Source organism: Streptomyces sp. NPDC019443 (assembly GCF_044389785.1).
GTDB lineage: Bacteria > Actinomycetota > Actinomycetes > Streptomycetales > Streptomycetaceae > Streptomyces.
Genome location: NZ_JBIRYJ010000003.1, coordinates 74371 through 89051 on the forward strand (window position 1 = coordinate 74371; position 14681 = coordinate 89051).

At 67.2% G+C, this 14681-nt stretch carries 17 protein-coding genes and 3 pseudogenes; 12 read left to right on the forward strand and 8 right to left on the reverse strand.

Features of this window, described 5'->3' with window-relative positions; genetic code table 11:
- Positions 1–591: 591 nt before the first annotated feature.
- The gene (locus ACH492_RS10805) at positions 592–741 is read left to right on the forward strand and encodes a hypothetical protein (protein WP_398984955.1); all 150 of its coding nucleotides are present in this window, start codon (positions 592–594) and stop codon (positions 739–741) included.
- Here the strand turns inward: ACH492_RS10805 and ACH492_RS10810 are convergent.
- The gene (locus ACH492_RS10810; RefSeq protein ID WP_398984957.1) at positions 735–1658 is read right to left on the reverse strand and encodes a glutamate ABC transporter substrate-binding protein; all 924 of its coding nucleotides are present in this window, start codon (positions 1656–1658) and stop codon (positions 735–737) included. The genes ACH492_RS10805 and ACH492_RS10810 overlap by 7 nt on opposite strands.
- Before the next feature lie 1731 nt (positions 1659–3389).
- Here ACH492_RS10810 and ACH492_RS10815 point away from each other — a divergent pair.
- Positions 3390–4325 carry a LysR family transcriptional regulator gene (locus tag ACH492_RS10815; RefSeq protein WP_398986183.1) on the forward strand — a complete coding sequence of 312 codons (936 nt, stop codon included), beginning with the start codon at positions 3390–3392 and terminating at the stop codon, positions 4323–4325.
- Here ACH492_RS10815 and ACH492_RS10820 read toward each other — a convergent pair.
- Complete coding sequence (locus tag ACH492_RS10820) at positions 4320–4544, reverse strand: hypothetical protein (protein ID WP_398984959.1); 225 nt, start codon at positions 4542–4544, stop codon at positions 4320–4322. The genes ACH492_RS10815 and ACH492_RS10820 overlap by 6 nt on opposite strands.
- A gap of 161 nt (positions 4545–4705) precedes the next feature.
- Between ACH492_RS10820 and ACH492_RS10825 the strand changes: the two genes are divergently transcribed.
- Complete coding sequence (locus ACH492_RS10825) at positions 4706–4963, forward strand: hypothetical protein (protein ID WP_398984961.1); 258 nt, start codon at positions 4706–4708, stop codon at positions 4961–4963.
- A gap of 8 nt (positions 4964–4971) precedes the next feature.
- Positions 4972–5340, forward strand: a complete 369-nt coding sequence (locus ACH492_RS10830; RefSeq protein WP_398986185.1) for a hypothetical protein — start codon at positions 4972–4974, stop codon at positions 5338–5340.
- Positions 5341–5503: 163 nt separating this feature from the next.
- On the opposite strand, the gene ACH492_RS10835 is transcribed toward ACH492_RS10830, so the two are convergent.
- Complete coding sequence (locus tag ACH492_RS10835; RefSeq protein WP_398984963.1) at positions 5504–6427, reverse strand: LysR substrate-binding domain-containing protein; 924 nt, start codon at positions 6425–6427, stop codon at positions 5504–5506.
- Positions 6428–6587: 160 nt separating this feature from the next.
- Between ACH492_RS10835 and ACH492_RS10840 the strand changes: the two genes are divergently transcribed.
- The gene (locus ACH492_RS10840; RefSeq protein ID WP_398984965.1) at positions 6588–6839 is read left to right on the forward strand and encodes a hypothetical protein; all 252 of its coding nucleotides are present in this window, start codon (positions 6588–6590) and stop codon (positions 6837–6839) included.
- A gap of 3 nt (positions 6840–6842) precedes the next feature.
- Positions 6843–7898: an asparaginase gene (locus ACH492_RS10845; protein ID WP_398984967.1), complete on the forward strand. Its 1056-nt coding sequence runs from the start codon at positions 6843–6845 to the stop codon at positions 7896–7898.
- 110 nt (positions 7899–8008) lie between these two features.
- On the opposite strand, the pseudogene ACH492_RS10850 reads toward ACH492_RS10845, so the two are convergent.
- Positions 8009–8157: pseudogene (locus tag ACH492_RS10850) on the reverse strand (LysR family transcriptional regulator); the annotation flags it as partial.
- A gap of 72 nt (positions 8158–8229) precedes the next feature.
- Here ACH492_RS10850 and ACH492_RS10855 point away from each other — a divergent pair.
- On the forward strand, positions 8230–8619 hold the full coding sequence (locus ACH492_RS10855; RefSeq protein WP_398984969.1) for a RidA family protein: 390 nt from the start codon (positions 8230–8232) through the stop codon (positions 8617–8619).
- A 141-nt stretch (positions 8620–8760) separates the two neighbouring features.
- On the opposite strand, the gene ACH492_RS10860 is transcribed toward ACH492_RS10855, so the two are convergent.
- Together ACH492_RS10860 and ACH492_RS10865 are read right to left on the reverse strand one after the other, a co-directional pair.
- Positions 8761–8934, reverse strand: coding sequence for a hypothetical protein (locus tag ACH492_RS10860; protein ID WP_398984971.1), 174 nt, complete (start codon positions 8932–8934; stop codon positions 8761–8763).
- A gap of 600 nt (positions 8935–9534) precedes the next feature.
- Positions 9535–10149, reverse strand: a complete 615-nt coding sequence (locus ACH492_RS10865) for a TetR/AcrR family transcriptional regulator C-terminal domain-containing protein (protein ID WP_398984973.1) — start codon at positions 10147–10149, stop codon at positions 9535–9537.
- A gap of 67 nt (positions 10150–10216) precedes the next feature.
- On the opposite strand from ACH492_RS10865, the gene ACH492_RS10870 reads away from it, so the two are divergent.
- The 3 genes and pseudogenes from ACH492_RS10870 to ACH492_RS10880 all read left to right on the forward strand — a co-directional run bounded on the left by ACH492_RS10870 (position 10217) and on the right by ACH492_RS10880 (position 12762).
- The gene (locus ACH492_RS10870) at positions 10217–11479 is read left to right on the forward strand and encodes a beta-ketoacyl-[acyl-carrier-protein] synthase family protein (protein WP_398984975.1); all 1263 of its coding nucleotides are present in this window, start codon (positions 10217–10219) and stop codon (positions 11477–11479) included.
- A pseudogene (locus ACH492_RS10875) lies at positions 11476–12054 on the forward strand (helix-turn-helix domain-containing protein); the annotation flags it as partial. The gene ACH492_RS10870 and the pseudogene ACH492_RS10875, both read left to right, overlap by 4 nt.
- A gap of 249 nt (positions 12055–12303) precedes the next feature.
- Positions 12304–12762 (forward strand): PaaI family thioesterase, encoded by a 459-nt coding sequence (locus ACH492_RS10880; RefSeq protein ID WP_398984976.1) that lies wholly within the window; start codon positions 12304–12306, stop codon positions 12760–12762.
- A 73-nt stretch (positions 12763–12835) separates the two neighbouring features.
- Here ACH492_RS10880 and ACH492_RS10885 read toward each other — a convergent pair whose 3' ends face one another.
- Positions 12836–13081, reverse strand: a complete 246-nt coding sequence (locus tag ACH492_RS10885; RefSeq protein ID WP_398984978.1) for a hypothetical protein — start codon at positions 13079–13081, stop codon at positions 12836–12838.
- A gap of 64 nt (positions 13082–13145) precedes the next feature.
- Here ACH492_RS10885 and ACH492_RS10890 point away from each other — a divergent pair.
- A pseudogene (locus ACH492_RS10890) lies at positions 13146–13307 on the forward strand (transposase); the annotation flags it as partial.
- 424 nt (positions 13308–13731) lie between these two features.
- On the opposite strand, the gene ACH492_RS10895 reads toward ACH492_RS10890, so the two are convergent.
- Complete coding sequence (locus tag ACH492_RS10895; RefSeq protein WP_398984980.1) at positions 13732–14193, reverse strand: SRPBCC domain-containing protein; 462 nt, start codon at positions 14191–14193, stop codon at positions 13732–13734.
- A 183-nt stretch (positions 14194–14376) separates the two neighbouring features.
- Here ACH492_RS10895 and ACH492_RS10900 point away from each other — a divergent pair, with 183 nt between their 5' ends.
- Positions 14377–14658, forward strand: coding sequence for a hypothetical protein (locus ACH492_RS10900; RefSeq protein ID WP_398984983.1), 282 nt, complete (start codon positions 14377–14379; stop codon positions 14656–14658).
- Positions 14659–14681: the final 23 nt, after the last annotated feature.

Genomic DNA, 14681 nt, shown 5'->3' on the forward strand with positions numbered 1-14681 from the left:
GTCTACGGCGGGTCCACCTTCGACCCTCGGGTGGCCTGGTCCTCCGATGGCCGATCGCTGGCCCCCGCGGACGAGAAGGCCGTCCGCCTGTGGTCCGTTGCGGACGGAGACGGGCGCACATTGACCGGCGGAGGAGGAGAACACACCCATCGGGTGGACACAGGACGGCGGGCACCTGGTGACATGGTCATCCGATGGCATCCAGACGTGGAACGTGGGTACGCAACGACCCGTCACCGGCTTCCGCATGCCGTTCTGGCAGACGCTACGGACCCGGGCATGGTGACCGACTCTCAGTGGCGGTCTGCCGCGACGTGCCCCTACCGCCGTGCAGCGTGAGCGCGCAGGCGCCGAACCTGTGTGCTGCCCCTGTCAAGGCGATCTCAGCCCCGTTCCTTCAAGCCTTGCAGGTCTGCAGCCACCGCGAGGGTCAGGGCGGCGCTGGGCGCGCAGCGCAGGCGCCCTTCCCCCACCGCTCGGGCGGATGTGGCTGTGGGTGGAGCAGGGCCCGACGACGTACGGGCCGGCGACCGCCTCGGCGACGGCGGGCGGCGTCACGGTCACCGCCACGGCCAAAGTAGCCTCCATCCAGTGGCAGATGGGCGACGGCACCTCGGTCACGTGCACCGCCCCGGCACCAAGTACGACGCGCCCCAGAGCAAGGCCCCGTGGCCCGACTGCGGACACCGCTACAAGGTCCCGTCGACCGGCCAGAAGGGCGGGAAGTCCTCGTGTCAGTAGTGCTCGACGACCGGCGCCCCGTTGTACTTCGAGCCGGAAAGGCCCAGCGTCGCCGCGTACGCCCTCTTGTGGTTGCCGTTCTCGTCGTGCGCCTCGAGCGCGTCCGTCACCGCTTGACGAAGCGCCTCGTCGTCCTTGTTCATGCCGATGCCATAGGGCTCCTCGGTGAACGGGTTGCCGACGACCTTCAGTTTGTCCGGGCGCTGGGCGGCGTAGCCCATGAGGATGGTGTCGTCCGTGGTGACGGCGTCGATCTTCTTGTCGAGCAGTTGCTGGACGCACTCCGTGTCCTTGGTCGTCTCCAAGGTCGTGGTGTTGTACTCGGGCTTCTGGATCTCCCGGAGGGCGGTGGAGCCCTTGACCGCGCAGACTGTCTTGCCCTCCAGGGAGTACGGGCCCCCGATCGTGCCGTCGTTCTTGCGGACCAGAAGGTCGGCGCCGGCCCTGTAGTACGGGCCGGCGAAGCCCACCTTCTTCTTGCGTTCGTCGTTGATCGTGTACGTGCCGACGTACAGGTCGACCTGGCCGCTGGAGATGGCGGCCTCGCGGTTCTTCGTGTCGACCGTCTTGAACTCGATCTTGTCGGGCGTGAACCCGAGATCCGCCGCGACCATCTTGGCGATCTCGATGTCGAAGCCGGAGCGCCTGCCGTCCTTCTCCTCGAAGCCGAGGAACGGCTGGTCGCTATGGGCGCCGATGACGAGCTTGCCGGCCTTACGGGCCTTGCGCAGGGTTGGCGAGTCGATCTTGACGTCCTTGGCGACCGTGTACGTGGGCAGCCGCGGATGGGTTCCGTTCGAGCTGCTGGTGGGCCCGTCGCTGGACGCATTACCGGACTCGCCGCTGCAGGCGGTTGTGGTGAGGGCGACCGCGAGCGCAGCGATCGTCGCGAAGGCGGCGGACTTGGAGGGCTTCATAATGCAGCGTCCTTCATTTCTCAACAGGTTGAGCAGCCTGCGCCCCGATGCCGATCCTGCCGAGCATGGCCCGCGCCGCCGTCCTGTCGATCGGTGCCTGACAGTTAGGCCTGGCCAAGCTCCTTGCCAACGGGCCGTCGTGGAGATCGTCGCCGACGCCGGCTACCAGGGACTGGGCGCAGAGCTGTATGGCTCAGGGGCATGAGTTCGCTTGGGGTTCGATCAGTTGCCAGGCGGCGGCTGTGCATTTCGCCGGCCTTCTGCATGGGCCCGTTGACGACATCCCGGAGGATGCCGTTCTGCCTGTTGGACAGGCCCATATCCTGATAGTCACCGAAGGTGGGATCCCCGGTTCGTTGAACGTGACGAATGGTTCCCTTCCTGTACGGGAGACGGTGCGGCCGCTGCAGGGCCCTGCAACCTCGCAGATCAGACGGCTAATTTCCAGCTTGCGGCAGAGCTCCGCCTATGAGGGCCGGGTGGCTTTCCGCCGAACCCTGTCAGGCTGTCTGACAGGTTCACGCGAGGAATCCTGCTTGGCATGCGGACGTGCTGTCAGAGGGGGATTCCCGCGCGTAGCGGGAAGTTGGAGAGGCGCCCCACGCCCTCGCCGCACTGGGGCAGGGGAGCCTGGATCTCCTGCACTCCAGGTGCGGAAGGTAGCCAGCCCCCACTGCTGATCGACGACCAGTTCCAGGGCGTGATCAGCGAAGGTGGGCAGCAGCCGCCGCATCCGCGCTCTCAGTGCCCGCAGTGTCATGGGAAGGCATAGCGTTCCCAGGAGCAGTCTCAGATGGTGGCAGCAGACGGGAGCCTGCGCTCTGGCGAGCACGTCGAACAGGAGGCGCTGGCTTGCGGTGCCCCTCGCATACGCAGGAGGCGGCGGCGTGGGCGGGCAGCGTCTCAGGTCGGCATGGATGCGCCAGGCCAGCTCAGCGGCCGGGGCTCGCCGATCGATGACATCGAACGCCCCGGCGGCGAATGCGACGACGGCATCAAGTCCCTCGTGCCGCAACACGGCAACGGGGGCGATCAATGACGCGGCCCGGACGAGCCTGGCCATGCCGTCAACCTCTGTCGTGGGCAGATCCAGCAGCATCATCGCTGGTCTTCGTTCCAGCAGAGAGGCACATGCCGACTCACTCCCCCACCGCACAGCTCCGCTGAGGGCGAGGCCGGCACGATCCAACCGCGGGGCCAACGTCGAACCCGAAGGCTCACCCACCGACACCACGATCGGCTGCTTTTCCTGAACCGGAAGATCAGGATAAATCCGCCGTACTGACTGCTTTTGCACGCTTGTTCCTTTGTCGTGCTGCTTTGGGCTCGTCGCCGCTGCGGGAAGCCAGTTGGGTGCGCCTTGGCGGGCCGAGAACAGTGAAGAGCAGGTTTCAAGCAGCTCCCGCAAGAGCCGGGAGGAGAGCGACCAGCGCGCGGCTGGGCAGGCCGGGCCCAGCGAGAGGACATGGTGATCGCGCTGAGGATTCAGGGACGGACGAACTGTAGGCGCACAGCCGGATGGTCGATCCTGGCGGCCGTCAGGATCGGTCGGTGCGTCCGATCAGGAGATGTTGCACGGAGCAGCCTTGTGAGCGTGATCCGCGGCAGCTAGTGCACGGAGCGGTGGTCGGCTCTGCAGCACGCGACCACTGTGCCGACAGATAGCTCCTTGTTCTAGCGCATGTTTTCGAGCAATATTCATTGAGAAAAACGACTGTTCTCGAGGTTTTGATGTTTGATCTACACCGGCTCCGCCTTCTGCGGGAGCTCAAGCACCGCGGCACGCTTGCCGCGGTCGCCTCCGCTCTGTCGTACAGCCCTTCCACCATCTCCCAGCAGCTCGCGCTTTTGGAATCAGAAGCTGGGGTCCCTCTCCTAGAGCCCGTCGGCCGACGCGTGCGTCTGACTCCGCAGGCCGAGATCCTCGTCGCCCACACCGAAGCCCTGCTCGAGCGGCTCGAACAGGCGGAAGCCGACATCGCCACCTCCTTGACCGACCTCGTCGGCACCATGCGCATCGCCTCCTTCCAAACTGCTGCGCTGGCTCTCGTCCCGACGGCGCTGACGCTTCTCCGCAACGCCCATCCGCTCCTGCGCGTCCATGTCACCCAGATGGAGCGGGAAAGCGCTGTACCGGCTTTGCTCGCGCGCGATTTCGACCTGGTCATTGACGTGGAATACCCGGGCGATCCCAGCCCTCGTCCCGCTGAACTCGAGCAAGAGGACCTGTGCGAAGACTCCCTGCACCTGGCTCGACGGGGCAACGCCGACTCGAGTGCGTCGCCTCAAGAGGCGCTGCGCGCGCTGGCTGACCACCCGTGGATCATGGAACCGGAGGGGACGGTCCCCCGCCGCTGGTCGATGACCCTGTGCCGTGATGCGGGATTTGAACCCGATGTGCGCTACGAGTCCACCGACCACTACCTTCACCTGCGGCTCGTTGAGCAGGGGCATGCCGTCGCCCTCCTCCCGGCCCTCGTGTGGCAGGGCTGTCCGCCAGCCGTGGCCTTGCACCCGCTGCCAGCAGGCCAGCAGGCACGCAGACTGTTCACGGCCGTACGCCGCGGCAGCTGCCAGCACCCCGCCATCCAGGCCGTTCGGCAAGCGCTCCGGCAAGCGGTCAGACAGACCTCCTGTGTGGCAGGCGACAGCCCGCCATCCTCATAGGGGTCGCGAACGCGTGGGGATCGACGCGGCGCAGGATCGGCCGACAGGGCTCGAAGTCGGCCCGGTCGGGCAGCAGATATCGCCCCGTACCACATGGTCGAAGGTGCGCTTCGCCTCGGCCAGAGCGGCCTCGATGTTGCGCAGGCACTGCCCGGCCGGGTCCACCACGTCGTCGGAGATCGTCATGGTGGCGTAGTCGAAACCGTTCGTCCCGGACACATGCTCCTCAAACGGGGGCCTCCCCTGGGGACTGGAGGATCACCGCCGTCACAGCATGGCACCGGATTCAGCCACACAACGGGGTCGTGACTGGAAATAGATTGCACGTGACGGGTACGGGTACGTATCCGTACCCTTGAGGGATGGGAAGGAGCACGACGATGCCCGATGCCAACATCCGTATCCCCGAGGAAGCCAAAGACCGGCTGGCCGCGATCGCGGCCGCCGAGGGTCTGTCGCTGCGCGCGTATCTCGCCCGTCTCGCCGAGACGCTGCTGACTCCGCAAGAACGCGCCGAGCGCGCGGAGAACGCTCTGGCTGCATTGAAGAAGTGGAACGGCTACGCGCCGACCGCTGCCGAGGAACAGGACCTGGACAGCGAGCTGGACCGGCGCCTGGCTCAGGTGACCAGCCGGTGAGCGACGCCATGCACATCGTCCTGGACGACACCGCGATGGCAGCGGCCGACCAGGGCAACGTCCTCGCCTCCCGCCTGATCCACCGCGCCCACGCCGAAGCGGATTGGTTCCTGTATGCCCCGGCGTGCGCATTAGTCGAAGCCGATCGCGCCCGGCCCGGCACCGCCGAGCATCTGGCCTCCCTGCCCGGCATCACTGTCCTCGATCTGGACCTGGCTGCCGCCCTTGCCGTCGCGCGGCAGGAGACCTGGGCCGCGGCGCACAGCCAGTACGCGGCGCAGCCCACACCGGACCGTCCCGACGGCGCGATCATCGCCACCACCGCCCCGCACCGATGGGCAGGGGAGCCGGTCCGCGTACTGGACCTCAACCTCTGAACGCATCCGGAGTCTGCAGTACGGCCGGGAGAGGGGCTTATGGCTAGCAGGCGATGGACCTGCCCTACGAAAATCTGTCCAGAGCCACGTTCAGCACACGTTCCTCACCGGAGAGCGCAAAACTTAGGCGCGAGGATCCCTGGACAAAAAATAGGCTAGAGGCTTAAACCCGAGATTTCCGGTCTCTGAAATGTTTGCCGACCGCCGTTACGAGAGCTTGCCGAACGGCCTGGATGGCGGGGTGGCGGCTGCTGCCGCGGCGCACAGCGGTGACCAGTGTGCGCGTTTTCCGACCGAAGGGCACCGGCCGCAAGGGGATAGTTGGCCGACGGCAAAGCCATACGAGGTCTGGGAGCAGGGCGGCGGCATGTCCTTGTTCCACGAGCCGCAGGTGGAGAAGGAGGTCGGCCGACTCGTAGCGCACGTCGGGTTCGAATCCGGCGCCACGGCACACGGTCATCGCCCAGCGGCGAGCAGCCGTGCCATCGGGTTCCATGACCCATGGGTAAGCGGCCAGCATACGCAGCGCCTCCTGCAGCTTGGTCATGTTTGCGACACCCGGATGGACCAGGTGCATGGAGTCGTCACCGAGGAACTCCCGCTCGAGTTCCGCGAGACGAGGGCTGGGAACGCCCGGGTATTCCACATCGATGACCAGGTCGACATCGTGGGCGAGCACAGCCGAGAGCGCGCCTTCACGCTCCATCTGGGTGACCTGGATGCGAAGACCGGGATGGGCGTCGCGTAGCAGTGTCAGTGCCGTCGGCACGAGAGCCAGAGCAGCAGTTTGAAAAGAGGCGATGCGCAGGGTCCCGGTCAGCTCGCTCAGAGAGCTGGCAATGTCGGCTTCGGCCTGCTCCAACCGCTCCAGCACGGCTTCGGTGTGAGCGACCAGGACCTCAGCCTGCAAGGTCAGACGCACGCCGCGCCCCACGCGCTCAAGGAGGGGGACCCCAGCCTCCGACTCCAGCAGGGAGAGCTGCTGGGAGATCGAAGAGGGGCTGTATGACAAAGCGGAGGCGACCGCAGCGAGCGTGCCCCGATGCTTGAGCTCGCGCAGCAGGCGGAGCCGATGGAGATCGAACACGAAGCCCCGCCCAACGATCGTCGGATTCTCTAATGATTAACACTCAAAAACATCCACTGGAACAATGGCAGGAGCATCGGCACAGTGTCGGTGTGGCTACGGAAACCTACGCGCTTGTCGGGCGACCGGCTCCAGACCCCTCGGCACCTGGAGCCTGATCATGGTCTGCTCGTTACTCGTGTGGACCCACTGCGAGGACTGCCGGGTCACACGAGCCCGCTATCAACTGCCCTGGGCCCCCGACGCCCAAAACCAGCTCCTGATGTACGCCGACAAGGGGGCATACAACACCACGGTGCTGTGCCTGCCGCTGGCCGTGGCGGCCCTGGTCGGCGGCTGTTTCGTGGCCCGCCGCCGGGTGGACACCGTGCCCAGCACCGCGGTAGCCGCGGGCATCGAGTTCGGGGCCTGACGGGTGGCGCAGACCGACGGGGAAGTTGGCTACCCGGGGCGTGCGCCGGCAAAGGCGGCACCTATTCGTGAGCCCCGCCATGCGCCGCTCGCCCATGTGGTGCGCGGAGACCTCATCGAAGGGGTCCATTACGGCTCGGTCGTCGTCCTGTCAGCCGACGGCGGCGTGGAGTTCCAAGTCGGCGACATTGAGGCCGCGTTCTGCCCATGCTCCGCACTCCGGCCCGTCCAGGTCGTGGGCTTGCTGCGCGCCGGGCTGCTTCTGGATGGTGAACTGCTAGCGCTGGCTGCGGCCAGTCACTCAGGCGAGGAGCGCCACCTGGTGGGCGTCCTGCGCCTCTTGGCGGTTGCCGGGCTGATCGAAGCCGACCTGGGCAATACGCCCGACTGGCCGTGCGATCCCGCGGTGCGTGAAGCGTGGGTCCGTGGTGGACACGGCTTGTCCCGGCTCGCGCAGAACGGTTCCGGCATGCATGCAGCGATGCTGATGACGGCTCAGGCCCGGGGCTGGCCGCTCGACACATACCTCGACGCCGGGCATCTGCTGCAACAATCAATCGCCGCTGCGGTGGAGGATCTGACGGGTGAGATGATCGCGCAAGTGACGGTCGACAGGTGTGGAGCACCGCTCTTCTCCGTCTCCTTGCGCGGCCTCACCCGAGCTGTGGCTCGGATCGCCTCTGCGGCGCCGGGCACTATGGAGGCCAGTGTCGCCGACGCCATACGCGAGTATCCGGAAATGGCTTCCGGGAGTTGGCGGGATGTCGCACGGCTGATGCGAGCCGTCCCGGGCCTGCTGGCCAAGGACGGGTTCGAAGGGGTCCAAGTGGCCGCCCTGCCGGATGGCCGCGCTGTCGGGGTGAAAATCGCCGACGGAGCCGACCGTGCCCGGATGCCGGTGGCCGCAGCGGCTCTCGCGCTGTGCGGAGTCGACCGGGGCGTCCTCGCCGAATTCGCCAACAGGCCCTTGCTGAGCGGCCTGACCATGATCGGCAGTCTTAGAGCCTCCGGTTCACTGACCCTCGACCTTCCCGCCGTACCGCCAGCTTCTAAAACATAGGGGCAGACGGCCGGGGCCACGAGAGCACAGCGCAAGGTGCAGGCGTAAACCGCCAACTAGTTTCACCGTTTCGGTTGGTGTGGCGAGGCGACCGCCTCATCATGCGCGACGTGGTCGGCCTCTACCTCGAACCGCCGGATCTGCTGGCTCAGCGAGGGCTGGGCGATGCCCAGGCGGGCAGCGACATGGCCGAAATGGAGTTCCTCACGAGCACGACGAAGGCGCGCAGCTGCGGGAGGGGAAGTTCGGGGCGCTCCATACGCTTAGAGATATCACCCCATGCCTGAAGCTGTATTAGACGTATCTGTGCTGGTCACTTAGCGTGCTGCGCATGACAGAGCGACGTGCGATCCTCAGCGGCTCGACGTCTGAGGAGCAGATTGGTTATGCCCGCGCCGTGGTCGACGGCGACTGGGTCCATGTGTCCGGGACGACCGGTTTCGACTACACCACCATGACGATCTCCGACGACGTGGTGGACCAGGCCGAGCAGTGCCTGCGCAACATCGAGGCCGCGCTGGCCGAGGCGAAGTGCACCTTCGCCGACGTGGTACGGGTGCGGTATCTGCTGCCCGACCGGGCCGACTTCGAGCCCTGCTGGCCGGTCCTGCGTCGCGCCTTCGGCTCGGCCCGGCCGGCCGCCACGATGCTCATGTGCGGCCTCGCCGATCCCCGCATGAGGGTCGAGATCGAGGTGTATGCACGGCGGGCCACCGCGTAACCGCTGGCGCAATCGGATCTGGGGGAACGGGGGCGTCGTTGCCCGAGGATCGCCGAGGTGACCAGCCTCCTCGCGTCCGCAGGTACCCGCCGCTCAGCCCCGCCGCGGTGCGGGGCGGCGGTCGGCGCCGACGGCGGGCCGTCAGTCGCTGTCGCGCTTCTCGATGACCAGGATGCGGGCCTCGGGGACTGGGCGGGCCACGTGCTCGTCACCGGGCTCCACACAGCACACCCGGCCCGGTGTGAGGCGTTCGACTTGTTCGGTGCCCTCGACGCGGTAGTGCATGTCCACCGCTCCGTCGAGTACCACGAACACCTCCGGCCCTTCGTTGACGTGCCACCGGTAGGGCTAGTCCGTCCAGTGCAGCCGCACGGTCGCGTCGTCCAGAGCGGCGAGGTCGAGCGCGCCCCAGGGACGTTCAGCGGTGAAGGAGGAGGAGTCGAGGAAACGCACAGGAGATCTTCTCTCAGTCCAAGGGCCGTACGGCCAGCCAAGGTCTCCCATTGTGCGATGGGAGACCCGTCACCACGATCGGCAAAAATGACTTAGTACGTCGATATCCTGCCATCCGGTCGCAGCCTCCGGCCGGTTTCCCACGGGGGCGCTCGTCGTCGGCGGCCTCGTCGACCAGCTCCAGCAGGTGCTGCCAGCCCGGGAGCAGAGGTGTCCTGCTGCTCGGCGTGGAATCCGACTCGGGCTTGCGGATGAGGCCTGGCCTGGTCGAAGCACGAGCAGATGTCCCTGTAGGACCCACGTCGGCCTGGGGTCGGATCCGACTGCTGGCAAGCAGGTTCTTGACGCCTTGCTCTAGCCGCAACAGTGGAGTTCGTCGGCGACGGCGGACACGCCGACCGCGACAAGGCCACCGTCGGGCGGGAACCGCGCACGTCGTCGCCGCAGGCCCGTTCGACTGAGCTAGCCCTCGGGTTCGTCGTGGATGGTCAATGCTCCGGCGAGGTCTAGGTCGGCGACGGTGCCGTGTGCCCCGGCGCGGGCGAGCAGCACTGCGCCGAGCGCGGTGCTCCAGAACGTCCTGGCCTCCACGTCGAGCGGTCGACGGGCCCTCCAGCCGCGAGCGTCGATGAGCTGGCTCACGAAGCGCTCGGATTGCCGGAATAGCAACTGGAGGTGCCGGTCGACCACAGGGGCGAGTTCGGGCTTGGAGATCCCGGCTGCGAGTGCTCGCGCGACCGATGGGAGCGAGGGCATGGCCAGTACGGCGCGGGCGATGTTGCGCCGAAATGTCGCCGCATCGAGGGCTTGGCGACCGATGCGCTCCATCCGTCGGGCGTCGTGCAGCAAGCCGAGAAAGGCGGCGTGCACGAGCAGCGAGTCCTTGGAGCCGAAGTAGTAGGTGACTTGATTGGGGAAGACGCCCGCCGCGTTCGCGATCTCCGCGACGCTCACCTCAGTGCCGGGCCGCTCCTTGCAGAGCCGTGCAGTTGCCTCAATCAGCCGGCGCCTCGTCGCGCGACCGCGGTCACGCGACCGAGCCGACGTTGATCGAGCTTCGGTTCGCCTCTTCTCCACACCCAAATTGTATGTGATACAACAAGGCTTCGTTTGCTTGTATCACATACAAGAAAGGTTGAAGGGCATGCACCGGACTGAAGTCGTTGTGACCGGACTCGGCGCGATCACACCACTCGGTGGAGACGTGGAGTCCACCTGGAAAGCCCTGCTTGCCGGCGAGTCCGGCATCCGCGGCGGCGTCCTTCGCGGCCACGAGGATGCCGGCCTTCCCGAGACCGTCGCGGGGACGATGGCGATCGACCCCGCCGAGTCGCTGCTGCCGGTGCAGGCCAGGCGGCTCGACCGCTCGCAGCAGGCAGCCCTCACCGCAGCGGCCGAAGCCTGGGCCGATGCCGGTGCCCCGCGGGTGGACCCGGACCGGCTTGCATCAGCGATCGGCACGGGCATCGGGGGCATACGGACGCTGCTGAAGGAAGACGACGTACTGGAGGCGGCCGGGACGCGGCGCGTCTCGCCACGCACGGTACCGATGCTCATGCCCAATGCGGCGGCGGCGCTGATCAGTATCGAATACGGCGCACGGGCCGGGGTCTACACACCCGTCTCGGCGTGCTCTTCCGGTGCCGAGGCGATCGCCCTGGGCGCCAGGCTCATCCGTGCCGGCGAGGCGGACGTGGTCATCGCGGGCGGGACCGAGGCCGCGATCACCCCGATCACCGTCGCCGGCTTCGCCCAGGCACAAGCACTGTCGCGGCACACCGCCGAACCCGCCTCAGCGTCCCGGCCGTTCGCCGCGGATCGCAGCGGATTCGTCCTCAGTGAAGGCGCCGCTGTCATGGTGCTCGAAAGCGCCGAGCACGCCAGCGCCCGAGGCGCGCGCGTCCACGCGGTACTCGCGAGCGCCGGCATCGCCGCCGACGCTTACCACATCACGGCACCCGCTCCCGACGGCTCCGGTCAGATCTCGGCCATGCGGAAGGCCCTCGCGCAAGCCGGCTTGGCTCCCGAGCAGATCAGCCACATCAACGCCCACGCCACCGGAACTCCGGTCGGCGACGTCGCCGAGGCACACGCGATCAGGGAGGTCTTCGGCCGCGCCACCGTGACAGCCCCCAAGGCGGCACTCGGTCATCTCTTTGGCGCGGCTGGTGCGATCGAGGCGCTCATCGCCGTCCTCAGTGTGGAGCACGGCGTCATCCCGCCGACCCGCAACCTCACCGCGGCCGGCGTCGGGCCCGACATCGATCTCGATGTCGTCGCAGAGCGACGAGACGTCCCCCAGGAGGCCGTGCTCAGCAATTCCTTCGGCTTCGGCGGACAGAACGTCTCACTCATCGTCACCGGCGCACGGCACCACACGTCCCGTACAGCCTCGACGACACCATGACCCACGCGAACGCACCCTTGTCCGTGGAGGGGCGCCGCCGGTTGATCGAACGTTGCAAGACTCGTCCGATCGCGCATGTCGCCGCAGAGATGGGGATTTCCCGAGCAACGGCGTCGAAGTGGGTGAACCGGCACCGGCGATACGGCGAACTCGGGTTGGTTGATCGAAGCTCGACGCCGCACCATCAGCCGAGTGCGACACCAGTCGACGTGGCTACACGCATTGAGGAGATGCGGCGTGCTCACAAGTGGTCGGCCACTCGCATCGTCCACGAGCTCGCCGGCGACGGGATTGTGATCTCGCGCTGCACGGTCACCCGCCACCTGGCCGCCCTCGGTCTGAACCGACGGAAGTTCATCGACCCCAACGGCAAGACCAACCGAGAGCTGCGGACGATCACTGCTCGACGGCCCGGCCACATGGTGCACGTCGACGTGAAGAAGGCCGGCCGGATCCCGGACGGCGGTGGCTGGCGTATCCACGGTCGCGGAAGTCAACAGGCAAAGGCAGTCCAGCGCCGCAAGGGCAAGAGCGAGCGCGGCGGCTACGTGTACCTCCATTCCGACACCACCGGCGGCTGGCCGGTCGCCGCGCAGACCGGGTTCCTCAGCATGGTGCACCTGACTGCCTGCGCCGTCGTCTACCTTGCCGTCGGTGTCCTGGCCCGCACTGTCCTGAAGACCCGGCCCTCGGCCGCCGGGGTCGTCACCCGCGTCAGCGGTGCCATGATGATCGCCATCGGCGGGTACCTGCTGGTGGAATGCCTGGTCGGCTGACGCGCCCGTCCCGCTCCATCCGACACGGACCCGAAGGAGAGCACGTACGTGGAAGACCAGACACGGCTGGAACAGGCGAGCCCCGTGGTCCAGAAGCGCATCCGGGACAGCTTCGACCTGCAGGGCCTCATGTCCCACCTCGGCGCGCGCCTCGCGCACATCGGACCCGATCGCGTACACATCGTGCTCCCGGCCCGGCCCGAGGTGACCCAGCAGCACGGCTTCGTCCACGCAGGTGCCACCAGCGCCATCGCCGACAGCGCCGGCGGCTACGCAGCACTCACGCTGTTCGAGGAGGACTCCGAGGTCCTCACCGTCGAGTACAAGATCAACCTCCTCGCGCCCGCCGTCGGCGACCACCTCGAAGCGATCGGCACCGTCCTGAAGCCCGGGGGCACCCTGACCGTGTGTCAGCTGGAGGTGCGCGGCGTCCAGCCCGACGGCGCCCGGAAGCTCGTCGCCAACGGCCAGCAGACCCTGATCCGCGTGCCCCGACGCGCCGAGTGAGTCAGCGGATGCTCGTGATCAGCGAGCTCTGGCTCTCGGCCCGACCCAGCGCGGCCTCGTCAAGACGATCAGGTCATCGGATCCTCGGCAGGGCCTTGTCGGGGTGGGCTGTGTGGACGTACTTGACGGCGATGTGGGGGTGGATACCGAAGAGACGGACGAGGTGTACCGGGTCGGTGGTCTGGGCGGCCTCGTACAGGATGCGGTCGGCCCAGACCTGGCGGGGCAGCAGTCCGACTTGATCGAAGGCTCCCCGCAGGCCGCAGTAGCTCAGCGGTGGGGAGGCCGGGTGCCGGTAGCTGTGGGTGCTGATGAGCAAGTGGGGGTTAGGGCCTGTCCGGCGGATCATGTGACTGTCTGAAGGCTGGGTCGTTGTGCTCGGCATGGGGCGGGGCGATCTGACGAACGCGGAGTGGGTGCGGCTGGAGCCGCATCTGCCTGTTGTCGGGCGGCGTGGAGGGCGCTGGAGCGATCACCGCAAGGTGATCAACGGAATCCTGTTCCGAGTCCGAACCGGCATACCGTGGCGGGACCTTCCCGAGCGTAGTCGAGCATCTCCGGGGCGACCAGGCGCTCGCCTTCGGAGTCCCGGATCGCCAAAGCGCACCGGATCAACCTCATCACCATCCCCGCCCAGGTGTCCGTCAATCCGGCTGTGGCGGCCCGTTGCGCACAGATCGCGCTCAGGATCTCCTCTTCCGGCCAGTTGCGGCCGCTGATCCGCTGGGCGTGGGAACGCCCGATGCGGCGACGGACGGCGAACAGTGTCAGTTGCCCGCACGTCACCGCCGGACACACTCCCGGGTCGTCGACTGGCTGCCGGATCTCGCGTGGTGCAGCCGGAAGCCGTCGTACTTCGGCTCGAACACGCTGCCGCGTGGTTACGTGGCCGCCAGGCGCAGCGTGAGCGCGGCGATGGCGAGGGCGGCGGCATGCAGAAGCTGTAGCGCCCAGTGACATGGCGACATCTCAGGGCGATGCCGCCGACGACACGAGCGCCTCGAGTTTGTCGAGCCCCTGAGTCCAGCCTTCCTCGTGAAGAGCGCGGCGCCGCTCCGTAGCGAAGTCACCCTGAGTGAGCACCAGCTCCGACGACGTAGCGTCGAGTTCGCGAAGCGACAGGGTCACCACCGTCTCCTGGTCCTCAGGGTCTGGATCCTCCCACCGGAACGTGTAGGACAGACGTTCCGGAGGGGCGACCTCGCGGAATTCCCCTGCCAGATAGAACAGCTCACCCTCCGGAGGCTGCATCGCGATCCGGTAGCCACCCCCTGGCCGGAGCTCGCTCTCCACACTCGGGATGGTGAACCCATCAGGGCCCCACCATTTCGACAGTTCCTGCGGTTCGGTCAACGCACGGAATACGACTGAGAGCGGTGCGCCGACGAGGACACGCCGCATATGCAGTCTCAGGCCGCCCTCCTGCGTCATGACGAACCTCCTGAACCAAGGTGTTGTCATACACATGGTAGGAGTGGCGGGCACCTGGGGCCCGCAACGCGCCGACGACCAGCGGCGGAGGCTGCGGCGGGGTCCGCCTGCCGCTGGTCAGCGCGCGGCCGATCTGCCCGAGTCCCCACTGCATGATCCGCCGTATCGGCCTACCGTCGGGACATGAGCGAGATCTTCGTGATGTATGAGCTCGATCAGCGGCCCGGAGCGCGATCCTCCACCGGCATGTCATCGGTTGAGGAGCGGCCCGTCCTCCGCGTGCACGCGGCGAACGCCGCTCCCGGCTCCTCCACCACTCCAGGGCCGCGCACCCTGTGCGGTCAGGACACCTTCGCCATGGAAGCGGCACCCTGGAAGCCCTCGGAGCAACCCGGTTCATCGTGGTACACACCGAAGTACGCGCCGCTCGTCTGTGCCCAGTGCGATGCCGTGATGGAGGTCTGACAGGGCTTCAAATCGGCTGTGCT